This is a genomic window from Microbacterium sp. R1, assembly GCF_015159725.1.
Lineage (GTDB): Bacteria > Actinomycetota > Actinomycetes > Actinomycetales > Microbacteriaceae > Microbacterium > Microbacterium oxydans.
This window is the reverse complement of the sequence record NZ_JADDUD010000001.1, coordinates 2,161,400-2,182,928: the sequence shown is the minus strand read 5'-3', so window position 1 is coordinate 2,182,928 and position 21,529 is coordinate 2,161,400. Positions and strand designations below refer to the sequence as shown.

Annotated in this window: 25 protein-coding genes; 19 read left to right on the top strand and 6 right to left on the bottom strand. The window is 67.8% G+C overall.

The window, feature by feature from the left end; all coding sequences use genetic code 11:
* Nucleotides 1–48: 48 nt before the first annotated feature.
* Nucleotides 49–702, top strand: a complete 654-nt coding sequence (locus tag ILP86_RS10725; RefSeq protein WP_046749203.1) for a DUF1990 family protein — start codon at nucleotides 49–51, stop codon at nucleotides 700–702.
* Nucleotides 702–1,919, top strand: a complete 1,218-nt coding sequence (hemW, locus tag ILP86_RS10720; protein ID WP_141369388.1) for a radical SAM family heme chaperone HemW — start codon at nucleotides 702–704, stop codon at nucleotides 1,917–1,919. Before ILP86_RS10725 ends, hemW begins: the two co-directional genes overlap by 1 nt.
* Nucleotides 1,920–1,934: 15 nt before the next feature.
* On the opposite strand, the gene ILP86_RS10715 is transcribed toward hemW, so the two are convergent.
* Nucleotides 1,935–3,353, bottom strand: coding sequence for a carboxylesterase/lipase family protein (locus ILP86_RS10715; protein ID WP_227750948.1), 1,419 nt, complete (start codon nucleotides 3,351–3,353; stop codon nucleotides 1,935–1,937).
* Nucleotides 3,354–3,456: 103 nt separating this feature from the next.
* Between ILP86_RS10715 and hrcA the strand changes: the two genes are divergently transcribed.
* The 12 genes from hrcA to ILP86_RS10655 all read left to right on the top strand — a co-directional run bounded on the left by hrcA (nucleotide 3,457) and on the right by ILP86_RS10655 (nucleotide 13,521).
* Nucleotides 3,457–4,488 (top strand): heat-inducible transcriptional repressor HrcA, encoded by a 1,032-nt coding sequence (gene hrcA / locus ILP86_RS10710; RefSeq protein WP_058631383.1) that lies wholly within the window; start codon nucleotides 3,457–3,459, stop codon nucleotides 4,486–4,488.
* Nucleotides 4,489–4,524: 36 nt separating this feature from the next.
* Entirely contained in the window at nucleotides 4,525–5,640 is a 1,116-nt protein-coding gene (gene dnaJ / locus ILP86_RS10705) for a molecular chaperone DnaJ (protein ID WP_061018470.1), read from the top strand.
* A gap of 2 nt (nucleotides 5,641–5,642) precedes the next feature.
* The gene (locus ILP86_RS10700) at nucleotides 5,643–6,371 is read left to right on the top strand and encodes a 16S rRNA (uracil(1498)-N(3))-methyltransferase (protein WP_061018468.1); all 729 of its coding nucleotides are present in this window, start codon (nucleotides 5,643–5,645) and stop codon (nucleotides 6,369–6,371) included.
* A 66-nt stretch (nucleotides 6,372–6,437) separates the two neighbouring features.
* Nucleotides 6,438–6,788: an HIT domain-containing protein gene (locus ILP86_RS10695; protein ID WP_046749197.1), complete on the top strand. Its 351-nt coding sequence runs from the start codon at nucleotides 6,438–6,440 to the stop codon at nucleotides 6,786–6,788.
* Between the two features lie 79 nt (nucleotides 6,789–6,867).
* Nucleotides 6,868–7,893: a PhoH family protein gene (locus tag ILP86_RS10690; protein WP_227751189.1), complete on the top strand. Its 1,026-nt coding sequence runs from the start codon at nucleotides 6,868–6,870 to the stop codon at nucleotides 7,891–7,893.
* Nucleotides 7,890–8,348 carry an rRNA maturation RNase YbeY gene (gene ybeY, locus ILP86_RS10685; RefSeq protein WP_017202321.1) on the top strand — a complete coding sequence of 153 codons (459 nt, stop codon included), beginning with the start codon at nucleotides 7,890–7,892 and terminating at the stop codon, nucleotides 8,346–8,348. Before ILP86_RS10690 ends, ybeY begins: the two co-directional genes overlap by 4 nt.
* A complete protein-coding gene (locus ILP86_RS10680; RefSeq protein ID WP_046749196.1) occupies nucleotides 8,345–9,640 on the top strand; it encodes a hemolysin family protein in 1,296 nt (431 codons plus the stop codon). The genes ybeY and ILP86_RS10680 overlap by 4 nt, the downstream gene beginning before the upstream one ends.
* Nucleotides 9,633–10,529, top strand: coding sequence for a GTPase Era (era, locus tag ILP86_RS10675; protein WP_046749411.1), 897 nt, complete (start codon nucleotides 9,633–9,635; stop codon nucleotides 10,527–10,529). Before ILP86_RS10680 ends, era begins: the two co-directional genes overlap by 8 nt.
* A gap of 54 nt (nucleotides 10,530–10,583) precedes the next feature.
* Nucleotides 10,584–11,111: an RNA polymerase sigma factor gene (locus ILP86_RS10670; RefSeq protein WP_113681134.1), complete on the top strand. Its 528-nt coding sequence runs from the start codon at nucleotides 10,584–10,586 to the stop codon at nucleotides 11,109–11,111.
* Nucleotides 11,104–12,084, top strand: coding sequence for a hypothetical protein (locus ILP86_RS10665; protein WP_193761897.1), 981 nt, complete (start codon nucleotides 11,104–11,106; stop codon nucleotides 12,082–12,084). The genes ILP86_RS10670 and ILP86_RS10665 overlap by 8 nt, the downstream gene beginning before the upstream one ends.
* The gene (locus ILP86_RS10660; RefSeq protein ID WP_058631377.1) at nucleotides 12,081–12,554 is read left to right on the top strand and encodes a hypothetical protein; all 474 of its coding nucleotides are present in this window, start codon (nucleotides 12,081–12,083) and stop codon (nucleotides 12,552–12,554) included. Before ILP86_RS10665 ends, ILP86_RS10660 begins: the two co-directional genes overlap by 4 nt.
* A 13-nt stretch (nucleotides 12,555–12,567) precedes the next feature.
* Nucleotides 12,568–13,521, top strand: a complete 954-nt coding sequence (locus ILP86_RS10655; protein WP_193761896.1) for an NADP-dependent oxidoreductase — start codon at nucleotides 12,568–12,570, stop codon at nucleotides 13,519–13,521.
* Nucleotide 13,522: 1 nt separating this feature from the next.
* Here the strand turns inward: ILP86_RS10655 and ILP86_RS10650 are convergent, their stop codons facing one another.
* Nucleotides 13,523–14,170, bottom strand: a complete 648-nt coding sequence (locus ILP86_RS10650) for a hypothetical protein (protein WP_113681132.1) — start codon at nucleotides 14,168–14,170, stop codon at nucleotides 13,523–13,525.
* Between the two features lie 193 nt (nucleotides 14,171–14,363).
* Between ILP86_RS10650 and leuA the strand changes: the two genes are divergently transcribed.
* A complete protein-coding gene (leuA, locus tag ILP86_RS10645; protein WP_046749191.1) occupies nucleotides 14,364–16,118 on the top strand; it encodes a 2-isopropylmalate synthase in 1,755 nt (584 codons plus the stop codon).
* A 72-nt stretch (nucleotides 16,119–16,190) separates the two neighbouring features.
* Here the strand turns inward: leuA and ILP86_RS10640 are convergent, their stop codons facing one another.
* Nucleotides 16,191–16,571: a VOC family protein gene (locus ILP86_RS10640; RefSeq protein WP_046749190.1), complete on the bottom strand. Its 381-nt coding sequence runs from the start codon at nucleotides 16,569–16,571 to the stop codon at nucleotides 16,191–16,193.
* 66 nt (nucleotides 16,572–16,637) lie between these two features.
* Here ILP86_RS10640 and ILP86_RS10635 point away from each other — a divergent pair, with 66 nt between their 5' ends.
* On the top strand, nucleotides 16,638–17,381 hold the full coding sequence (locus ILP86_RS10635) for a TetR/AcrR family transcriptional regulator (RefSeq protein ID WP_193761895.1): 744 nt from the start codon (nucleotides 16,638–16,640) through the stop codon (nucleotides 17,379–17,381).
* A 5-nt stretch (nucleotides 17,382–17,386) separates the two neighbouring features.
* Here the strand turns inward: ILP86_RS10635 and ILP86_RS10630 are convergent, their stop codons facing one another.
* On the bottom strand, nucleotides 17,387–18,079 hold the full coding sequence (locus tag ILP86_RS10630) for a trimeric intracellular cation channel family protein (RefSeq protein WP_046749188.1): 693 nt from the start codon (nucleotides 18,077–18,079) through the stop codon (nucleotides 17,387–17,389).
* 34 nt (nucleotides 18,080–18,113) lie between these two features.
* Here ILP86_RS10630 and recO point away from each other — a divergent pair, with 34 nt between their 5' ends.
* On the top strand, nucleotides 18,114–18,857 hold the full coding sequence (recO, locus tag ILP86_RS10625) for a DNA repair protein RecO (RefSeq protein ID WP_046749187.1): 744 nt from the start codon (nucleotides 18,114–18,116) through the stop codon (nucleotides 18,855–18,857).
* Nucleotides 18,854–19,657, top strand: coding sequence for an isoprenyl transferase (locus ILP86_RS10620; protein WP_058631371.1), 804 nt, complete (start codon nucleotides 18,854–18,856; stop codon nucleotides 19,655–19,657). Before recO ends, ILP86_RS10620 begins: the two co-directional genes overlap by 4 nt.
* Here the strand turns inward: ILP86_RS10620 and ILP86_RS10615 are convergent.
* Nucleotides 19,597–20,208 (bottom strand): AAA family ATPase, encoded by a 612-nt coding sequence (locus ILP86_RS10615; protein WP_058631370.1) that lies wholly within the window; start codon nucleotides 20,206–20,208, stop codon nucleotides 19,597–19,599. The two genes, ILP86_RS10620 and ILP86_RS10615, sit on opposite strands and share 61 nt — an antisense overlap.
* A gap of 69 nt (nucleotides 20,209–20,277) precedes the next feature.
* Between ILP86_RS10615 and ILP86_RS10610 the strand changes: the two genes are divergently transcribed.
* Complete coding sequence (locus ILP86_RS10610) at nucleotides 20,278–20,964, top strand: DsbA family protein (protein WP_058631369.1); 687 nt, start codon at nucleotides 20,278–20,280, stop codon at nucleotides 20,962–20,964.
* A gap of 14 nt (nucleotides 20,965–20,978) precedes the next feature.
* On the opposite strand, the gene ILP86_RS10605 is transcribed toward ILP86_RS10610, so the two are convergent.
* Nucleotides 20,979–21,473: a glutathione peroxidase gene (locus tag ILP86_RS10605; protein ID WP_046749183.1), complete on the bottom strand. Its 495-nt coding sequence runs from the start codon at nucleotides 21,471–21,473 to the stop codon at nucleotides 20,979–20,981.
* Nucleotides 21,474–21,529 lie beyond the last annotated feature (56 nt).

The window sequence follows — 21,529 nt, the reverse complement described above, 5'->3', positions numbered from 1 at the left end:
CGGCGCGTGGGGGTGTTCGCTCAGGTAACCCGAAGTAGGGTGGAAGTCATGCGGCGCGGGACTTTCCGAGACGACACGGTGGACTATGCGGCCGTGGGTGCGACCCATGCTCCGGATCTGATGCAGTACCCGCCGGAGCGCAGCATCCCGGCGGAGGAATCCTGGCGGATCGGCAGCGGGATCGAACGCTTCCAGACCGCCGGCGAAGCGCTTCTGTCGTGGACGGCACAGCGCGCTGCCGGCCTGACGGTCGAAGACGTGCGCCCCGCACCGGGACCTGCCTATGCGGGCGTGAGCTTCGACGCCGAGGGCAACCCGATCGCTCCGAGCAAGCGCGACGTCGAGCAGCGCTACGACGCGGAGGGCATGCCGTTCGTCGGCGCGGGGATGACCCTGCACCTCCGCGGGCGCGTCGCGGGCATGCGCGCCGACTCCGAGCTCCGCGTGATCTCCGTCACGGAGGAGACCCGTCGTGTCGGGTTCGTCCTCGGAACCGTCGGCGGATCGGTGGTCAGCGGAGAAGAGTCGTTCGACGTGGACTGGCGTGAAGACAACGACGAGGTGTGGTTCACCGTGCGCGCCTTCGACGCGCCGAACGGCCTGCTCTACCGCACGATCCCTGCTCTCGTGAAGCGTCGCCGCCGCGAGCTCTTCGCGCGCTATCTTCGGGCGATCTCCCCGCTGTACGCGACTCCCGTCTGATGGCGGGACCACTTCCTCTCGGAGACCCCGCCCCGGCGGACGGACGCTTGCCCGCAGATCTTCGGATCGATGAGCATGTGCCGTTCTCCGCCTACCTGCACATCCCGTTCTGCACCGTGCGCTGCGGCTACTGCGACTTCAACACGTACACCTCGACCGAGCTGCGCGGGGCGAAGCAGGAGGACTACGCGTCGACGTTGATCGCGGAGATCGCCCTCGCTCGTCGAGTGCTGGATGACGCGGGAGCGCTGCGGCCGATGGACACCGTGTTCTTCGGCGGCGGTACTCCCACGCTTCTCCCCGCCGGCGACCTCGCACGCATGCTCGGAGCGGCGACAGATGCGTTCGGCCTGGCAGCGGGCGCGGAGGTCACGGTCGAGGCGAACCCCGACACGGTGACGCCCGAAGTGGCGCACACCTTGGCACGAGCAGGAGTCACGAGGATGTCGGTCGGCATGCAGTCTGCCGTTCCCCACGTGCTCGCCGCCCTCGATCGCACGCACCGCCCGGAGAACGTGCGCACGGCCGTCGCCGCCGCGAAGGATGCGGGCCTTGCCGTGAGCGTGGACCTGATCTACGGCGCACCGGGGGAGTCCCTCGCCGACTGGCAGGCGTCGCTCGATGCCGCACTCGCGCTGGAGCCGGACCACATCTCGGCCTACGCGCTCATCATCGAAGACGGAACCAAGCTCGCGCGTCAGATCCGCCGCGGGGAGGTGCCGACCCCCGACGACGATCTCCAGGCCGACATGTACGAGCTCGCCGACGCCCGACTCGCTGCCGGCGGCTTCGACTGGTACGAGGTGAGCAACTGGGCGCGCACGCCCGATCGTCGCTCCCGACACAACCTCGCGTACTGGCGGGGGAACGACTGGTGGGGCTTCGGTCCCGGAGCGCACAGCCACGTGGCCGGTCTGCGCTGGTGGAACGTGAAGCACCCCGCGGCGTACGCCCAGCGCCTTGCCGCATCCGAGTCGCCGGCAGCAGGCACCGAGCGTCCGGACGACGACTCGCGCACGCTCGAGCGGATACTGCTGCTCAGCCGCATCCGCGAGGGGATCGCGATCGACGAAGTCCCGAGGGCGAACAGGAGCAGGGTCGCCGGACTCATCGCCGACGGTCTCGTCGAACCACTCGCAGCGCTTCAAGGGCGCGTGCAGCTGACGCTACGCGGTCGCCTGCTCGCCGATGCCGTCGTCCGCGAACTGACCGACTGAAGGCTGAAGCGTTCGTCACCCGGGGAGCAGATCCATCGCCGCCGCACGCCTCTGGGGCACCGTCGTGCTCCTGGCATCGAACACCCGCGTGAGGCGATCGTCACCGTAGGCCGGCCAGCCAGGATCGCCCGACGTCACGAACCCGACCCACGACGCGTTCATCTCGGCGGCGAGATCACGCGGAGCGTCGGGACCTGCCAGACGCGCGGCTTCCTCGTCATCGAGGCGATCGAACACGAACCCGAGCTCGAGCGCGTGTGCCGCGCGGAGATCGCGGACGGGACTCGGCCAGGCGAACTCGTAGACGTGCGTCTTCTCCGGACGCGCGGCTGCCACCCGGCTCAACGGAGCACGCAGCATCACGTCCGTGACGAGCTGCCCCAGGATCTCTCCAGCGCCGGCGTCGGGGAACGCGGATCGATAGGCCGCCACCGCACGTCGAGGGATGCGGGAGAGCAGTCGCGCGGCTTGCAGCTTGAACTCTCCGATGCCTGCCAGCACCTCCGGTGGGAACCAGAGCCGATACTCGTCGGTGTTGCTCCCGATGAGTAGCGGCGTGTCGATCTCGCGAAGCACCTCGTGCGGTGACCGGGGAAGGCTCTCGGGGTCGATCGCCAACTGGAACGCCGGAGCCCCGCCGAGGGGAGACGATCCGGCGGATTGAGCTTTCCGTGCGTCCAACAGCTTCTCGGGCGTCAGAGCGGCGAAAGAGACGCGGTCGGCTCGTACTCCGAGTCGCTTCGCGAGTCGAGCCGTCACACGTCCGGCCTTCTTCGGAGTCTGCGCCTGGAGTGGTCCGGACTCGATGATGGCGCGACTGACGAGTGCGCGGGAGTCCGCCCGAGCGAGGAGTCCGGCGACGATGGCTCCACCGGCGGACTCGCCCATCGCCGTTATCCGTGTCGGGTCGCCGCCGAGAGCGGCGACCTCACGGTGCACCCACTCGAGGGCCGCAGCCGCATCGCGCAGGCCGAGGTTCCGTGGGGCGCCCTCCAAGACGGAGAACCCCTCCGAGCCGAGTCGGTAGTTGATCGACACGAAGACGATTCCCGCCTGCGCGAAGACCGCGCCGTCATAGAGCGGAAGAGCGGCGGTGCCGCGTTCGAGCGCGCCGCCGTGGATCCAGAGCAGCACGGGGGCGCCGGAGGCGTCGGACGGAGCCCAGACGTTCGCCGTGAGGATGTCGTCTCCGTCGATCCGCACCGAGCCGAGCAGCTCGCCGATGGCGCCCGCATACGGAACCTGAGGCGGAGTGGGGCCGAACTCCAGTGCGTCGCGCACGCCGTCCCAGGTCGCGACAGGCTGCGGCTCGCGGAACCTGTGCTCGCCGAACGGCGCCATGGCATACGGGATGCCGAGGTAGCGGACGATCCCCGCCTCCTCGACGCCACGAACGATGCCGGTCGACAGCGTGGCATGCGGGGAGGAGGTCATGAGCGTCATCCTAGAGTCGTCGGTCCGCGGTACGGAGAACCCGCAGCTGCACGGGGTAGGATTGGCACTCTGAACGTCCGAGTGCCAGCGGAAGGGAAGGGCGATGGTCACAGAGCGAGGGCTGCAGGTTCTCCGCGCGATCGTGCAGGACTACGTCGAGACCCACGAACCCGTCGGCAGCCGGTCGATCGTCGACAGGCATTCCTTCGGCGTCTCGGCCGCCACGATCCGAAACGACATGGCGCTGCTCGAGGATGAAGAGCTGATCACCGCTCCGCACACCTCGTCGGGAAGGGTTCCCACAGACAAGGGCTACCGCGTCTTCGTGAATCATCTCGCCCAGTTGCGCCCGCTCTCTTCGGCACAGCGCTCGGCGATCGAGTCGTTCCTGGGCGAACCGGCCGATCTCGACGACCTGATGGTGCGCACGGTGCGGGTGCTGACGCAGCTGACGGGTCAGGTCGCGCTCGCACAGTATCCGTCGTTCGCGCGTGCGCACGTGACGCATGTCGAACTGGTGGCCCTGGCACCGAACCGGCTGCTGATCGTGCTGGTCACCGATGCCGGCGGCGTGTCACAGCGGATCGCCCCCCTGCCGGAGATCATCGACGAGTCCGACCTCGCGGTGCTGCGTGCACGCCTGTCGTCGTTGATCACCGGACAGGGCATCGGTGAGGCATCCGACCGTCTTCAGCTGCTGCTCGGGGCGGAGGACAAGCCTCAGGACGCGGTGCTCCGCACGCTCGCCGGCGTCGTCGTCGACGAGCTCGGCAGCTTCCGTCAGGAACGTCTGGTGATGGCGGGGGCGGCCACCCTCGCGCGTCGGGAACAGGACTTCCGCGGGAGCATCCATCCGCTTCTCGAGGCGATCGAGGAGCAGGTGACGCTGCTGCGACTGATGAGCGAGATGGTGACCGACGAGCACGGTCTCGCGGCCAGCATCGGCACAGAGAACGCCCCCTTCGGCCTCGGTGAGGCGTCGATCGTGGCCAGCAACTACGCCGCCCCCAGCGGCACGGCGCGAGTCGGCGTGATGGGGCCGACGCGCATGGACTACCCGAGCAATCTCGCCGCAGCGCGGGCCGTGGCCCGTTACCTGTCGCGGATGCTCGACGAAGACGAGGCCGGCCGCTGACGCGGTCGCCACGAGAACACACGCAGAAAGGCGATTGTGGCGGACCACTATGAGGTTCTCGGGGTGTCCCGGGACGCTTCCACCGATGAGATCAAGAAGGCGTACCGACGCCTTGCCCGGCAGCTGCACCCGGATGTGAACCCCGGGGACGACGCTGCGGAGAAGTTCAAGCTCGTCACCCATGCGTACGACGTCCTCAGCGACGACGAGTCACGCCGCCGCTACGACATGGGCGGCGGAGACGGCGCCGCGGGGAACTTCGGCGGCTTCGGCGGTTTCGGCGACATCTTCGAGACGTTCTTCGGTGCTTCTCAAGGGGGAGGGCGCGGTGCGCGTCCGCGGTCGCGTCGGGAGCGGGGCCAGGACGCCCTCGTCCGGGTCACGCTCGACCTCGGCGACGTCGTGTTCGGGGCGCATCGGGACATCGAGGTCGACACCGCCGTGCTGTGCGAGACGTGTCAGGGGTCGTGCTGTCAGGAGGGTACCTCGCCGGTCACGTGCGACATCTGTGGCGGCTCCGGCCACGTGCAGCGTCAGGTGCGCAGCCTGCTCGGCAACGTGGTCACCTCTCAGCCCTGCGGCACCTGCGAGGGCTACGGCACGACCATCCCGTATCCCTGCGGCACCTGCGGGGGGCAGGGTCGCGTGCGTTCGCGCAGAACGGTGTCGCTCGACATCCCCGCCGGTGTCGAGACGGGGCTCCGCCTGCAGCTTCCCGGTTCCGGTGAGGTCGGCAAGGCGGGCGGACCGAACGGTGACCTGTACGTCGAGGTGACCGTCAACCCGCACGCGGCGTTCAGCCGCGAGGGAGACGACCTGCTCGCGACCCTCGAGGTGTCGATGACCGACGCGATCCTCGGTACCGAGACCAAGATCCAGGCACTCGACGGCGAGGTCGACCTCGAGATCCGTCCCGGAGTGCAGTCCGGTGACGTGCTCACGATCAAGGGACGGGGAATCACCCCGCTCCGCGGCACGCAGCGCGGCGATCTGCGGGTCGGCGTCCAGGTGCTGACCCCGACTCGGCTGGACTCCGCGCAGCGTGCGCTGATCGAGGACTTCGCGAAGAAGGCGAAGTCCCCGGAGCCCCAGCTCGCCCAGTTCCAGCAGGGACTCTTCTCCAAGCTCCGCGACCGCTTCCGCAGCCACTGATCATGGCACTGCACTTCCTCGTCGAATCGTCGACGGATGCCCGAGTCGACGACCTGGTGTCGTTGACCGGAGCCGAAGCCAAGCACGCGGCCGTCGTCCGTCGTCTTCGCGTCGGCGAGGCTGTCACCGTCGGCGACGGCGCGGGCGTGTGGCTGACCGGTGTGGCAGAGGAGGTGTCTCCCTCCCGAGTGGAGGTCCGTGTCGCGGAGCGCATCGAGCACCCCGCTCCGACGCCTCGGGTCGTTCTGGTACAGGCGCTCGCGAAAGGAGACCGCGATGAGCTCGCCGTGCAGGCGGCGTGCGAACTCGGCGTCGACGAGATCGTCCCCTGGCAGGCGAGTCGTAGCGTCTCGCGGTGGGAGGGCCCGAAGGCGGTGAAGGGACGGGAGCGCTGGGCGACGATCGTCCGCGAGGCCGCCAAGCAAGCCCACCGCGCCTGGGTGCCCGCCGTCGCATCACCCGTCTCGACGGCTCAGCTCAGGGAGCGCGCGGCCTCGCAGCGCCTCCTGCTGCTCGACCCGACGGCGCCCACGCGACTGTCGGAGATCGAGCCGGACGGACGCGACCTGGTGCTCGTGGTCGGACCGGAAGGCGGGATCTCCGACGAGGAGCTGCGTCACCTGACGGAGGCGGGGGCAGAGCGTGTGCTCCTCGGCGAGACGGTGCTCCGTACCTCGACGGCGGGCCCGGCCGCGATCGCCGTGCTGTCGGTGGCACTCGGTCGATGGTGACCCCGCCCGACCGGCACGGGACGGGCCCGAGGTCGTCGTCACGCTCCGGTCAGTAGACTTGACGGTATGACGGAACCCTCGATCTTCACGCGCATTCTGAACGGGGAGATCCCTGCCGACATCATCGGCGAGACCGACCGGCTGTTCGCGCTGCGCGACATCGCCCCGCAGGCGCCCGTGCATCTGCTCGTGGTGCCGAAGTCGGCAGAGTATCGAGATGTCGTCGAGGTCGCGGCCGCAGATCCCTCTCTGCTCGCCGAGATGGTCGCTTTCGCGGGCGAGCTCGCGGCGGAGCACACGGAGGACGGCGACTTCCGCCTCGTCTTCAACACCGGCGCGAACGCCGGACAGACCGTTTTCCACGTCCACGCGCACGTGCTGGCCGGCGGATTGACTGAGAAGAGTGTCGGTGCCTGAGAACCACGAGCCCCAGGAGCGGAGTCTGGGCGGCCGGCCTCCCGAGGCGGTCGAGAAGATCTACGCGGACGGCGTCGCCATGGTGCAGCTGCTCGGACCGCAGGACCGGCTGCTGCGGATGCTGGAGCGTGAGCACCGCGATGTGCAGGTGCTCGTCCGTGGCAACGAGATCACACTCAGCGGTGGCACCGATGCGGTCGCGAAGGCGAGGGCGCTGGTCGAGGAGCTGCTCGCCATGACGAAGGCCGGGCAGGACCTGGCACCGAGCGACGTGTCCAGTTCCGCGCGGATGCTGCGCCAGGAAGGAGGACCGCGCCCCAGCGAGGTTCTCGGCGAGGCGATCCTGACCACGCGCGGCAAGGTGATCCGTCCGAAGACCCTCGGGCAGAAGGAGTACGTGGACGCGATCGAGGAGAACACGATCGTGTTCGGCATCGGTCCGGCCGGTACGGGCAAGACCTACCTCGCGATGGCCAAGGCCGTCCAGGCGCTCCAGCGCAAGGAGGTCACCAGGATCATCCTCACGCGCCCCGCGGTCGAAGCGGGAGAGCGGCTCGGCTTCCTCCCCGGCACGCTCACCGACAAGATCGATCCATACCTCCGCCCGCTGTACGACGCTCTCAACGAGATGATGGACCCCGAGATCGTCCCTCGCCTGATGGCGACCGGCACGATCGAGGTGGCACCCCTCGCCTACATGCGCGGGCGCACCCTCAACGACTCGTTCGTCGTCCTCGACGAGGCTCAGAACACCACGCCGGAACAGATGAAGATGTTCCTCACGCGTCTCGGTTTCGGCACGCGGATGGTCGTCACGGGCGATATCACGCAGGTCGACCTTCCGCAGGGGTCGTCGGGGCTCCGCCTGGTGACCCGAGTGCTCGACGGCATCGACGACATCCATTTCTCCCGTCTCACCAGCGACGACGTGGTACGGCACTCGCTGGTCGGACGCATCGTCGACGCGTACAGCGAGTACGACGAGAAGCGCACCGCAGCGCGATTCGAGCGCGAGCAGGCGGCGGAGTTCGCCAACCGTGCCGATCGCCGGGGAGCACAACGACCTGGACCGCGTGATCGCGCCCCGAAACGAGGACTCTCATGATCGAGATCAACAACGAGTCGGCCATCGACGTCGACGAGACCGTGCTGCAGCGACTGACCGATTTCAATCTCGCGCAGCTGCACGTCAGCCCTGACGCCGAGGTGGCCATCGTCCTCGTCGACGAGGGCGCCATGGAGGCGCTTCACGTGCAGTGGATGGACGAGCCCGGCCCCACCGACGTGCTGAGCTTCCCGATGGATGAGCTGCGCCCCGGTACCGAGGACCGTCCGACCGCCCCCGGCCTGCTCGGCGACATCGTGCTCTGCCCCCAGGTGGCCGAGACGCAGGCGCAGGCGGCAGGACACACCCTGATGGATGAGCTCATCCTGCTCACGACCCACGGTCTGCTCCACCTCCTCGGCTTCGATCACGCCGAGCCCGACGAGGAGCGTGAGATGTTCGGACTGCAGAAGGAGCTGATCCAGGGTTTCGCGGCTGCTGAACGCCGACGATGACTGCTGTTCTCCTCCTGATCGCCGCCGTGCTGCTGGTGGCGTTCGGCGGTCTCATGGCCGCGATCGATGCGGCGTACGGGGTGACCTCGCGTGCCGGACTCGCCGACATGGCGACCGAGGGCCGCAGGGCCAGGGCACTGGAGCGTATCGCCTCAGATCTCGACGCCCACGTGAACGCGGTGGCGTTCATCCGCGTCCTCGCAGAGGTGACGGCAGCCGTGCTCGTGACGGTCGCCTTCACCATCCTGATCGAGAACAACTGGTGGGCGATGCTCGCCGCCGCGGTGCTCATGACGGCGATCACCTTCGTGCTCGTGGGGGCGAGCCCGCGGTCGTTCGGGCGTCAGCACGCCGAGGGCATGATCCGCGGCACCGCGTCGATCGTGCGCGGGCTCCGCATCATCCTCGGCCCCCTCGCGCAAGGCCTGGTCCTGCTGGGAAACCGGGTCACCCCCGGCACGGGGCGCAGCTCCTTCACCAGCGAGGATCAGCTGCTGAGCATGGTCGACGAGGCAGCGTCGAACGATCTCATCGAAGAGGACGACCGCGACCTCATCCACTCCGTCTTCGACTTCACCGACCAGTTCGTCCGCGCCGTGATGGTGCCGCGCACCGAGATGGTGACGGTCGATGCCACGGCGACCACCGACGAGGCGATGGCACTCTTCCTGAACCGCGGCGTGTCCCGGATGCCCGTCGTCGACGACGAGGCCGATGACGTGGTGGGAGTGCTGTACCTCAAGGATCTCGTGCAGTTCGCCTACCGCGACGACAGTGCGTGGCGCGCGGCGTCGATCCGTCCGATCGCGAGGCCGGCGACCTTCGTCCCCGAATCGATGCGAGCGGAGACCCTCCTGCAGCAGATGAAGCGCGATGCCGTGCACGTCTGTCTGGTGATCGATGAGCACGGCGGGATCTCGGGTCTCGTGACTCTCGAGGACCTCATCGAGGAACTCGTCGGCGAGATCTCCGACGAGTACGATCAGGTATCGGCGGAGTTCGTCGATCTCGGTCACGGACGATACCGCGTGAGTGCTCGCCTCTCGCTCGAAGACGTCGGCGATCTGTTCGGGCTCGAGCTCGAGGACGAGGACGTGGATTCGATCGGCGGTCTGCTCGGGAAGGCGCTGGGACAGGTTCCCCAGCCCGGCGCCACGGCGACCGTGGAAGGTCTGGTGCTCACCGGCGGTGCATCGCGGGGGCGTGGACGAGGTATCGCGACGGTGTTCGTGGAACGTGCGGCGGGGGAACCCGACGCTTCGCAGGATGAAGGAGATCGAGACGATGACTGACGACACCCGAAGCGGTTTCGTGACCTTCGTCGGCCGCCCCAACGTCGGGAAGTCGACGCTCACGAACGCCCTCGTCGGCGAGAAGATCGCGATCACGAGCGAGAAGCCGCAGACGACACGTCGCGCTATCCGCGGCATCGTCAATCGCCCGGAGGGGCAGCTGGTCATCGTGGACACCCCGGGGATCCACAAGCCGCGCACGCTGCTCGGCGAGCGGCTGAACGACCTCGTGGAGCAGGTGCTGGGCGACGTCGACGTCATCGGATTCTGCGTTCCTGCGAATGAGAAGGTGGGCCCGGGGGACAGGCGGATCGCGGCATCCCTCGACGGGTACCCGCGCGCGAAGAAGATCGCGATCGTGACCAAGATGGATGCGGCCGGCCGTGACGAGGTCACGGAGCGTTTGCTGGAGGTCGATTCGCTGCGCGAGGACTGGGCCGCGGTCGTCCCGCTGTCCGCCCTCACCCGCGAGCAGCTCGACGTGCTGTCGGACGAGATCCTGACGCTGATGCCGAAGGGGCCCGCGCTGTACCCGGAGGGCATCACGACCGACGAGTCGCAGGAGGACCGGATCGCCGAGATGATCCGCGAGGCCGCTCTCGAGGGCGTGCGCGACGAGCTTCCGCATTCGATCGCCGTCGTCATCGACGACATCGCGCCGAGGGAGGGCACCGACCTCACCGACGTGCACGCATCCATCGTCGTGGAGCGTGACAGCCAAAAGGCGATCATCATCGGGCATAAGGGCAAGCGTCTCAGCGAGGTGGGCGCGCGAGCGCGTGCGGGCATCGAGGAACTGCTGGGGACGCGCGTCTTCCTCGGGTTGCATGTGAAGGTCGCGAAGGAGTGGCAGCGCGACCCGAAACAGCTCGGCAGACTCGGGTTCTGAGATGACATCCGGCACTACGTCGATGGCGGCGGGAAGGCCGCCGACCCCGACGACATGAGCGGCCGCAGCGAAGACCCGAATCCGCTGCGCGACGAGGTCTTCAGCCGGGTGTTCGACGAACACTGGGCAGCCGTTCGACACCACATCGAGGGCGTGGTCGGCGCCGAGGCCGAGGTCACCGAGATCGTCTCTGAGGTCTTCCTGCTCGCCTGGACGAAGCTGCGCCCTGCCCGTCCGCCGAGTCGGGTCTGGCTTCTGCGGGCAGCTGATCGGCGACTGGGTGCCCGCTCCGGTCGTACGTCAGCACCGCACGGTGTGTTCGATGCCGTGCGTCTCGGCGTCTCCGGCGAGGAAGGTGAACCCGATCCTGTCGGCAGGGTGGCGGTCATGCGGGCTTTGGCTGTCCTCACTCCCCGCCAGAGGCGTATCATCATGCTCACGTACTGGGACGGACTCACGGTGGGGGAGATCGCGGAGTTGTCGCGCACTTCCGAGTTCCGGGTGCGGAAGTCGCTGGGACGTGCGCGGGAACGCCTGCGTGCGGAGCTGGGTCTGGAGGGGCTGATAACGGGTGATGATTGACGACGCCGTACTCGAACGGATGCTGATCGACGCCGATCCCGCACCGACGCCGCGTGAGGCGGCACCCGATGCCCGGGCTCTCGCGACCAGGGATCGTATCCTCCGCACGAGCGCGGCGCCTCGCAGGAGACGTCGGCGGGCGATCGGCTGGGCCTCCGGGCTGACGGCGGTCGCCGCATCCACCGCCCTGGCCTTCGCCGTCTTCTCGCCCCAGGGCGCAGCGGTGGCCGGGATGCCATCGCCTCTCGACTTCGAAGGCTCGACCACGGTCGCGCAGACGGTGGATGACGCGGACGCGGCTCTCGCCGGTCCGACCGGACCCGCAGCGCCGGAGCGCGCCGTGCGGACCGCCTTCTGGGGGTTCTCGGTCGAGGTCGAGGCGAAGGTCAGCAAGGTCGTCCCGCAGCTCTCCACGCTCACGTGGGAACCGGACGGCTCGGGCCGGATGACGATCGTCGCCGGCGTCCCCTACGATCCGGAGGACGCGGTGGCGAGCAACGCCGCCGAGGTGACCAGCAGTGGGGAGGTCGTCACCGACCTCGTCATGGCGCCGGGCGATTTCTACACCCCCTGGACGGACGTGCCGGGCGAGACGCGTCAGGACATGATCGCCATCCTCCGTGCCTTCGGCATGCCTGAGAACCCGACGGCGTACGACGTCGAGGTGGCTTTCACGTCGGTCCTCGACCAGTGGACGCTGACGAACGCGCAGCACCGCGAGCTGCTCGCGCTCCTCGAGGAGGGGCAGGGCGGGGAAGCGCTCGGGATGACGCAGGACCGTCTGGGGCGGGAAGTGAACGGCGTCAGGGTCATATCGCCGGATGGCGCCGCCAGCGATCTGATCCTGGTCTCCCGTGACACCGGCAGGATCGTGGGCGTCGAACGCACCGTGTTGATCGCAGACGACGTCTTCGCCGCCGGTTCGATCATCTCGTATCAGATGTGGGACCTCGATGAGGAGGAGATCAGATGAGGCCGAGGGTTATCGTCGCTGCGACGATGCTGAGCGCAATACTGCTTCTCAGTGCGGCACCGGCGCAGGCTGCTTTGGAGGGCGACGACGCTGTCGCTCCCGAGATCATCGCGATGCTCGAGGAAGTGCCCGGCGGTGTGATCATCGATTCGACGCATGCGGCGTGGCCCGCGCTCGGCATGGAACTCGCGATCGGGACCATCGCGCTCCGGTCGGCGCTTTCGGTCGGGAGCTGTGCGACCGATCGGTTCTGCGCCTACAGCGCCGGGTCGCTCGGCGGCAACAAGCTCACGTTCAGCGTGTGCAGCGTCAACACGATTCCCTCCACGTTCATCGCGAAGTCGGTCGCCAATGCGCGGAGCTCCGGCCACGTGCAGGCGCGAAACGGCAGCACCACGGTCACCACCGTCAACGCGGGAAGCTGGGCGAACCTCGCAGGCACGGTCAACAACCTCCGCTGCGTCCTCTGAGCAGGTCCGAGCGATGACGGTGGTGGTCTCTCGAGCGCGGCACTGGGTCGCCGCGGGGTGGGGTTCGCCCGACCTCTGGGAGTTCGTCGAGCACGACATTCCGGCTCCGGAGCAGGGCATGGTCACCATTCGCGTCCTCGCCGCCGGGGTGAACCCCGCTGATGCGAAACATGTCGCTGCTGCCCGACCGGGCATCGAGCTGCCGGTGCCGATCGGGTATGAGGTCTCGGGAGAGGTCGCGGCCATCGGCCAGGGTACCCGCATCGGTTCGGGCGCTGTCGACATCGGCGACGAGGTCATCGCCTTCCGCGTGCGAGGCGGCTATGCGACCGCGGTCACCGTCCCGGCTGAGAAGGTCTTCGCGAAGCCCTCCACCCTGACGCATCCGGAGGCGGCGAACCTGCTCCTCGTGGGTACGACTGCCGCGGAGATGCTCGCCGTCACCGGTGCGGCGCCGGGGGAGACGATCCTGCTCCACGGTGCCTCCGGTGCTGTCGGTGCGAGCGTGCTGCAGCAGGCACGCCTGCGCGGCATACGCGTCATCGGAACGGCGAGCGAGTCCCGGTTCGACGAGGTGCGACGATTCGGAGGGCTCCCGGTGCGCTACGGCTCGGGGCTCGCCGCACGTGTGCGCGCTCTGGCGGACGGGCCGATCGCTGCGGCATTGGACGCCGTGGGGACGCATGAAGCGGTGGATGCATCGCTCAAACTGGTAGGCGATCGTCGGCGGATCGTGACCATCGCCGCGGCTGACCGCGCGACGGCCGACGGCATCCTCGCCATCGCCGGCTCCATGCCCGAGAGCGCACGTTTCCGGGATGAGGTCCGCAGCGAGTTGATCGCTCTGGCGCAGAACGGCGATCTCGTCGTTCCCCTGGCCCGCACGTTTCCGCTCTCCGAGGCACGCGCGGCCCACCGACTCCTCGCCACGGGTCACCCCGGAGGCAAGCTCGCGTTGATCCCGTAGCTCAGTCGATCTCCCGAAGCGCTGAGGTCACGATCACGACGCCGTCACCGTACTCCGCGTCAGCGGCCTCTTGGATGGCACCGTCATCCCACGTGACGCTGAGCCGGACGTAGCCGCGGTCCGTGCTGACGGTGAGCGCCTCTCCACCGAGACGGGTGGCGATGTCGTCCTGGATCCTCGTGAGCTCGTCGGCCGGTGTGGTGCCGTCGACGCCGCCCGTCGGATCCTCCGTTGGGATCGGGTCGAACAACGCGAGCATGATCGGTGGATCGGTGTTGGTGAGCCGTTCACCGTCGTAGGTCGCGTAGACGGCGTAGGCGCCCCAGGTGGTCTCTCCGCTGGACTCGCTGCCCTCGAGTCCGGCCCAGGACCAGCCGGCGAGAGGCACTCCGCTGCACTGGGGCGGATGCGATTCCATGATCGCTCCCAGACACAGCTGTACCTCGCCCGCCACATCGAGCACCGTGCCCACGCCGATCACGCGCCCTTCCGGGAGGTCAGGCCGGACGTCTTCGAGCCCCTGCCCTGATGGTGCAGACGTGCTCGTCGGCGCCGCGGAGCCTCCGGGCCCGGAGGTGCAGGCGCTCAGGAGCAGGAGGCCGAAGACGGAGGCGACGGCGAGGGTCAGGCGACGCGGCGATGTGCTCATATCGGGGAGTGTCGACAGCGAAGGAAACGTCTCACACCCGTCGAATCGGCGGAGTCAACCCTGCTAGCATGACCACATGCCTTTCGGCGGTCTGCTTCTTCTTAGCTGCCGCGACGAGTCCTAAAGCTAGGGCCTTCCTCGTCGCGGCGCTTGTGTTGGCCCGTTTACCCTGACGAAGAGAAGAAGCCCCATCATGCAGAACACTCAGCGCCCGTCCGCGATGCCGATCCACAAGTACCGGCCGTTCCACGAGCAGATCACCGTCCAGCTGCCTGACCGCACCTGGCCCGATGCCCGCATCACCGAGGCGCCCCGCTGGTGCGCGGTCGACCTCCGCGACGGCAACCAGGCGCTCATCGACCCGATGTCGCCCGAGCGCAAGCGCGTCATGTTCGAGCTGCTCGTCAGCATGGGGTACAAGGAGATCGAGGTCGGCTTCCCCTCGGCGAGCCAGACCGACTTCGACTTCGTGCGTCAGCTCATCGAGGAGAACCTCATCCCCGACGATGTCACGATCCAGGTCCTGACGCAGGCGCGCGAGCATCTGATCGCCCGCACCTATGAGGCGATCGCGGGAGCGAAGCAGGCCATCGTGCACCTGTACAACTCCACGAGCGTGCTGCAGCGCGAGGTGGTCTTCCGCACCGACAAGCAGGGCATCATCGACATCGCACTCGAGGGCGCCCGGCTGTGCCGGGAGTTCGAGAAGACGATCCCCGACACGAAGGTGTACTACGAGTACTCGCCCGAGAGCTACACGGGGACCGAGCTCGAGTTCGCCGTGGACATCTGCAACCAGGTGATCGAGGTCTTCGAGCCCACGCCCGACCGCAAGGTCATCATCAACCTCCCGGCGACCGTCGAGATGGCATCGCCGAACGTGTATGCCGACTCGATCGAGTGGATGAGCCGCAACCTCGCGCACCGCGAGAACGTGATTCTGTCGCTGCACCCGCACAACGACCGCGGCACCGCGATCGCGGCCGCCGAGCTCGGATACATGGCCGGGGCCGACCGTATCGAAGGCTGCCTGTTCGGCAACGGTGAACGCACCGGCAACGTCGACCTCGTCGCGCTGGGGATCAACATGTTCACGCAGGGCATCGACCCGCAGATCGACTTCAGCGACATCGACCAGGTCAAGCGCACGGTCGAGTACTGCAACCAGCTGCCGGTGCCCGAGCGCAGCCCGTGGGCGGGTGACCTCGTCTTCACGGCATTCAGCGGCTCCCACCAGGACGCGATCAAGAAGGGGTTCGAGGCCATGGCGGCCAAGGCCGAGGCGCAGGGCGTCACGGTGGACGAGATCGAGTGGGCGGTGCCGTACCTGCCCATCGACCCGAAGGACCTCGGTCGCTCCTATGAGGCCGTGATCCGCGTGAACTCGCAGTCCGGCAAGGGTGGCGTCGCCTACCTGCTCAAGGCCGACCACGCGATCGATCTGCCCCGCAAGCTGCAGATCGAGTTCTCCGGAGTCGTGCAGGCCAAGACGGATGCCGAGGGCGGCGAGGTCACCAGCGAGCAGATCTGGTCGATCTTCAACGACGAGTACCTCCCCGCCGCCGACACCGCAGCCAAGTGGGGGCGCTTCGAACTGCTCGCGACCCAGACCCGGAGCGACATGTCGGGCGACGTGGCACTTGACGTGGTGCTCCGCGACGACGATCAGCAAGTGTCCGTCACGGGCAACGGCAACGGTCCGGTCGCGGCGTTCGTCGAGGTGTTGCGTGGACAGGGCTTCGACATCACGGTCTACGACTACGTCGAGCACGCTCTCAGCGCCGGCGGAGACGCGCAGGCCGCGGCCTACGTCGAGCTGCAGGTCGGCGACCAGCGCCTGTGGGGTGTAGGCATCGACGGAGACATCTCCACCGCATCGCTCAAGGCGATCGTCTCGGGTGTGAACCGTTCGATCCGCACGCGTCAGCAGGAGCTGGCAACCGTCTGATCCCGGTTCGAATCGCGCGATCGGTCGTGTCCGTCGACAGGAGGGGACCGATCGCGCGATTCGAGGTAGAGGTCAGTCCACCCACTGCACCAGCTGCCAGATGAGGCCGTTGGGGTCGGCGAACTGACCATAGCGCTCACCCCAGGGTTCAGTCTCCGGAGGGGTGACCACACGAGCGCCTGCGTCGGCGATGCGGGTGAACTCCCGGTCGATATCGTCGACGACGAAGACGATCAGGGTGCCCTGACCGGCGGAGCCGGCGATCTCTTGTGGGCGGAACGTCGAGAGCCCGGTCTGGAGGAAGATCATGTTCGGGACGGGCCCCGGGTGCTGCAACGAGACGAAGCCGTCCGCGGACATCGCCTCCTCGAAGCCGAAGTGCGTCGTGGCGAAGGCGGCGGAGGCCGCCACGTCGGGGACGTTGAACGAGAGGGCGGTCTGAGTGATGTTCACGGTTCTCCATTCCAAAAGTCTGTACAGTGTACAAGGTTAAGGCGGAAGCGGTCTAGGCTATTCCCGATGGCCAAGAATCTCGTCGATCTGCTCTGGCGGCACAGCCCCGCGGCTCCCGTGACCCGCCAGCGCGGGCCGAAGGCACGTCACTCGGCGGATGACGTCGTGGATCGTGCCGTCGCACTGGCTGACGCCGACGGCCTCGGCGCGGTGACGATCCGCTCGCTGGCGCAGTCCCTCGACCTCACCCCGATGTCGATCTACACGCACGTCAACAGCCGTGCCGACTTGCTCGTGCTGATGGCGGATGCGATGCACGCCAGTCTTCGCAGTGAGCCCGCGGAGGCCTCGGGCTGGCGTGCGGCGGTCCGGGCGGTCGCCGAGGACAACCTGCGCCTCCTCCGCGCTCATCCATGGCTCATCGACATCCACGATCCCCGTGTCGCATTCGGCCCTGGCACCATCGCCAAGTACGACTGGGAACTCCATGCTTTCGACGACCTCGGTCTCAGCGACGTGGAGCGTGACGCGGCGCTGAGCTTCGTGCTGGACTTCACTCTCTCTGCGGCGGCTCGGATGCGCGAGGAGCAGCGCGCAGCGGCGTTCGCGGCATCGTGGGCAGAGGCCGCACCGCGTCTGGCGGCCTACCTCGGTGAGGAGATGCCGCTCGCCAGGGCGGTGGGTCAGTCTGCGGGGGAAGCCATGGGCGTTCCCTACGACGCTCGAACGGCGTGGGACTTCGGTCTCGAGCGAGTGATCGACGGACTCGCCGGCATGGTACGCGGCGCGGAACGCCTCCGCGGCACCTGAACCGGTCAGTCCTGAGGCTTCACGATCGCGATCGCGCCGGTCTCCGCGGCGACCTTACGGCGGTAGAGACGGCGCTGCTCCGGGAGCGAGACATCGAACGTCACCGCGAGGATCCGGATCACGGCCGTCACGACGATGCCGATGACCGCCGCGAGGGGAATCGGCATCCCGAGTGCGACGGCGATCACGATGAACGTGCACCCCGCTCCGGCAGCGACCGCATACAGCGAGCCGACGTGCATGATCGCGGTCGGCAGGCCCATCAGCATGTCGCGGAGCACGCTTCCTCCGACCGCGGCACAGACGCCGATGAAGACCGCCGGCACCTCGGGAATCCCGAAGGCGAGGGCCTTGCTCGTGCCGAAGGCGCCGAACATGCCGATCACCACGGCATCGAGGACGACGATGGCGGTGTTCAGGCGGGTGAAGAGCCCGGCGAGCAGCATGCCCAGAAGCGCGGCGCCGGCCGCAGTGACCAGGTACCACTGATTCTGCAGCGTGGCGGGGGTCTGCCCGAGCAGGATGTCGCGGATCAGACCACCGCCCATCCCGATCATGATGCCGATGATGGCCACCCCGAGCCAGTCGAGCCGTCTCTGACCCTGGAAACCCGATGCGAACATCGCGCCCTGGACTCCGCCGAGGCCGACGCCGAGCAGGTCCGCCCAGAGCGGAATGATGAAGAGCGGTTCGGTCACCCGTTCATTCTCGCGCACGGAGGATAATCGAAGGGTGCCCACCTATCGAGACGAAGCGGTGATCCTGCGCACCCACAAACTCGGTGAGGCGGATCGCATCGTCACGATGCTGTCGAGACGGCACGGCAAGGTCCGCGCGGTGGCGAAGGGAGTGCGCCGGACGTCGTCCAAGTTCGGCGCCAGGCTCGAGCCGTTCATGGTCGCCGACGTGCAGCTCTACCAGGGCCGCTCGCTCGACATCGTGCAGCAGGCCGAGTCCCTCGGCTCTTACGGCACCGACATCGCCGCACACTACGACCGCTTCACCGCGGCCAACGCCATGGTGGAGACGGCGGACCGTCTGAGCGACGCGGAGGCCACTCCCGATCAGTACCTGCTGCTCGTCGGCGGGCTGCGGGCGTTGTCGCGGGGAGAGCACGTCGCACGGAGCATCCTCGACTCGTACCTGCTGCGGGTGATGTCGCTGTCGGGTTGGGCGCCATCGCTCGACGAGTGCGCCCGCTGCGGCACCCCAGGGCCGCACTCGCGATTCGTCGCTCAGCTCGGTGGGCTCGTCTGCCAGAACTGCGCCCCGGCAGGCAGCCCGCGTGTCGCAGAGAAGACCCTGGCGTTGCTCCGTTCGCTCATCGCGGGGGAGTGGGACGTGATCGACGCAGCGGCGCCGGCCGACACCGCCGCAGCCTCGGGACTTGTCTCCGCGTACGCCCAATGGCACCTGGAGCGCGGCATCCGCTCCCTCTCCCATGTGTCAGACATCACTTCAGAAGGAGCACGGTGAGCCCGAAGCCCTATACGCACAAGGACGCCGTCCCCTATCGACCGCTGGACTGGACAGGTTCGTACCCGCCCGCGTTCCGGGCCGTGCCCGAGCACGTGGCGATCGTCATGGACGGCAACGGCCGGTGGGCGAACCGCCGGGGACTCAACCGCATCGAGGGGCACAAGGCGGGGGAGGAGGTCTTGCTCGACGTGGTCGCCGGCGCGATCCAGGCGGGGGTCAAGCACCTCTCGGTGTACGCCTTCTCGACCGAGAACTGGGCGCGTTCGCCGGAAGAGGTCCGCTTCCTCATGGGTTACAACCGCGACGTCCTGCACCGCCGTCGCGATCAGCTCAACGAATGGGGTGTGCGCATCCGCTGGGCCGGCCGCAAGCCGCGCCTGTGGGGCAGCGTCATCAAGGAGTTGCAGCACGCTGAGCGACTGACCCGCGACAATGACGTGCTCACGCTCACGATGTGCGTCAACTACGGCGGCAGGGTCGAACTCGTGGATGCCATGCGGGCGATCGCCGACGATGTCGCGGCAGGGCGCGTGAAGCCCAAGGCGATCACCGAGAAGATGATCCGCCGCCATCTGTACGTCCCCGACATGCCGGACGTCGATCTGTTCCTGCGCAGCTCGGGCGAACAACGTACCTCGAACTTCCTGCTGTGGCAGTCGGCATACGCCGAGATGGTCTTCCTCGACACGCTCTGGCCCGATTTCTCGCGCGAGGAGCTGTGGCGGGCGATCGGGATCTACCTGTCGCGCGACCGTCGCTTCGGCGGTGCGATCGACGTTCCCGACGCCTCTGCCTGAGCACGCAGCCACCGTCTCGTCTCCCGCGGATGACGGAGACGAACGATCGTGAGGTGCGGGAAGCGCTCCTGCAACGCGGGGAAGCGCTCCGTCCACTTGTGAAGTGTCGCTGCCTGCCACGCGAGGATGTTCTCCTCTGGATCACGGCGGAACATGGTCCACGGCCCCTTCTCGCGGTTGCCGTTCCAGAGCTCGAGCCGCAGCACGCCTCGAGCCAGCGTGCGCCGGATCAGACGGCCTCGCACCACGCGGTACGGGTAGTCGAGCCAGATCGCGAGCTGTGCGCGCGGGGGGAGGATGTCGTCCGTTCCCTTGCTCGTGTACTGCCACTCGGTGATCCAGTGCTCCTCCGCTGCGAAGGCCCGCACGTCGTCGAGGAACTCGGGGCGCGGCGTCCACTCGGGGCCGTGGAACAGGCCGTCGATCTCCACATGGCGCAGGTTCCACAGGCGGGCCAGCCGTCGGGCGAGCGTGGTCTTGCCGGACCCTGAGACGCCGGCGACGAGCACGCGCTCGGGGACGGAGGGCAGCAGGTCTTCGGCGGAGAGCATCCGAGAATCCTATCCGCGGCTCGGATCGGGTTCGGAATAGCCCGTAGGTGCATGCGGTTGCATAGCAGTGTGACTGAACCCATCTCCATCGACATCTGGTCCGACATCGCCTGCCCCTGGTGCTACATCGGCAAGCGCAACCTCGAGAAGGGGCTCGAAGCGGTCGCGGCCGACGAGGACGCACCGCAGGTCAACATCACCTTCCACTCGTTCGAGCTCTCGCCCGACACCCCCGTCGACTTCGACGGTGACGAGATCGACTTCCTCGCAGGCCACAAGGGCATGCCGCGCGAGCAGGTCGAGCAGATGCTCTCGAACGTGACGGGTGTGGCGGCGAACGCCGGCCTCGAGTACCGGTTCGATCTGCTGCAGCACACGAACACGGTGAAGGCGCACGAGCTGCTGCACTTCGCCAAGGCAGAGGGGCTGCAGCACGAGATGGAAGAGCGGCTCATGTCCGCCTACTTCACCGAGGGCAAGCACGTCGGTCGCATCGATGATCTCGTCGAGCTGGCTGTCGAGGTCGGGCTGGACGCAGACCGTGCCCGCGCAGCACTCGAGAGCGAGCAGTACCTGCCCGCCGTGCGTCAGGACCAGGCGCAGGCCCGCGCCTACGGAATCCAGGGCGTGCCGTTCTTCGTCGTCGACGGCCAGTACGGCATCAGCGGCGCGCAACCGCCCGCGGCGTTCGAGAACGTTCTCCGCGACCTCTGGTCCAAGCGCGGAGAGGCCGAGCCGGAGACCGCGGCCGTCTGACGGGCCGGCGCGCTCTAGCGGGTCAGCGCCGCTTCGATCGCACTGACGATCTCGGGGGCGTCCGGCTTCTGCTTCGGCCGGAAGCGCAGGACGTCCCCGTCCGGCAGCACGAGGAACTTCTCGAAGTTCCATTCCACGCGCCCGGCTTTGCCACCGGCGTCGGGAGTCTCCTTGAGCGCCTTGTACAGCTCGGCGGCGTTCTTGCCGTTGACCTTGACCTTGTCGTTGACGGGGAAGGTGACGCCGTAGGTCGTCGAGCAGAACTCGAGGATGTCGTCGACAGAGCCGGGCTCCTGACCGAAGAACTGATTGCAGGGGAAGCCGACGACGGTGAATCCGCGATCGCCGTACAGACGCTGCAGTTCCTCCAGCTGCTCGTACTGCGGCGTCAGCCCGCACTTGGACGCGACGTTTACGACGAGCACCACATCGGCGCCCAGATCGTCGAGCGTCTTCTCCTCGCCCTTCGCATCGGTGAACGGGATGGTGCGGAGCGAGGATTCGGTCATATGCACAGCTTAGATCGCCGCATCCCTCCGGGCTCCGCGTCTGGGAGAATGGACAG

Coding starts and splice junctions, on each gene's coding strand:
- ILP86_RS10655 (WP_193761896.1), top strand. CDS start 12,568: ATGACGGTGGTGGTCTCTCGAGCGCGGCACTGGGTCGCCGCGGGGTGG.
- ILP86_RS10605 (WP_046749183.1), bottom strand. CDS start 21,473: ATGACCGAATCCTCGCTCCGCACCATCCCGTTCACCGATGCGAAGGGC.
- leuA (WP_046749191.1), top strand. CDS start 14,364: ATGCAGAACACTCAGCGCCCGTCCGCGATGCCGATCCACAAGTACCGG.
- ILP86_RS10615 (WP_058631370.1), bottom strand. CDS start 20,208: ATGCTCTCCGCCGAAGACCTGCTGCCCTCCGTCCCCGAGCGCGTGCTC.
- ILP86_RS10665 (WP_193761897.1), top strand. CDS start 11,104: ATGATTGACGACGCCGTACTCGAACGGATGCTGATCGACGCCGATCCC.
- hemW (WP_141369388.1), top strand. CDS start 702: ATGGCGGGACCACTTCCTCTCGGAGACCCCGCCCCGGCGGACGGACGC.
- ybeY (WP_017202321.1), top strand. CDS start 7,890: ATGATCGAGATCAACAACGAGTCGGCCATCGACGTCGACGAGACCGTG.
- hrcA (WP_058631383.1), top strand. CDS start 3,457: ATGGTCACAGAGCGAGGGCTGCAGGTTCTCCGCGCGATCGTGCAGGAC.
- ILP86_RS10690 (WP_227751189.1), top strand. CDS start 6,868: ATGGTGCAGCTGCTCGGACCGCAGGACCGGCTGCTGCGGATGCTGGAG.
- ILP86_RS10660 (WP_058631377.1), top strand. CDS start 12,081: ATGAGGCCGAGGGTTATCGTCGCTGCGACGATGCTGAGCGCAATACTG.
- ILP86_RS10725 (WP_046749203.1), top strand. CDS start 49: ATGCGGCGCGGGACTTTCCGAGACGACACGGTGGACTATGCGGCCGTG.
- ILP86_RS10635 (WP_193761895.1), top strand. CDS start 16,638: ATGGCCAAGAATCTCGTCGATCTGCTCTGGCGGCACAGCCCCGCGGCT.
- ILP86_RS10650 (WP_113681132.1), bottom strand. CDS start 14,170: ATGAGCACATCGCCGCGTCGCCTGACCCTCGCCGTCGCCTCCGTCTTC.
- ILP86_RS10680 (WP_046749196.1), top strand. CDS start 8,345: ATGACTGCTGTTCTCCTCCTGATCGCCGCCGTGCTGCTGGTGGCGTTC.
- ILP86_RS10695 (WP_046749197.1), top strand. CDS start 6,438: ATGACGGAACCCTCGATCTTCACGCGCATTCTGAACGGGGAGATCCCT.
- era (WP_046749411.1), top strand. CDS start 9,633: ATGACTGACGACACCCGAAGCGGTTTCGTGACCTTCGTCGGCCGCCCC.
- ILP86_RS10700 (WP_061018468.1), top strand. CDS start 5,643: ATGGCACTGCACTTCCTCGTCGAATCGTCGACGGATGCCCGAGTCGAC.
- ILP86_RS10715 (WP_227750948.1), bottom strand. CDS start 3,353: ATGACCTCCTCCCCGCATGCCACGCTGTCGACCGGCATCGTTCGTGGC.
- ILP86_RS10670 (WP_113681134.1), top strand. CDS start 10,584: ATGAGCGGCCGCAGCGAAGACCCGAATCCGCTGCGCGACGAGGTCTTC.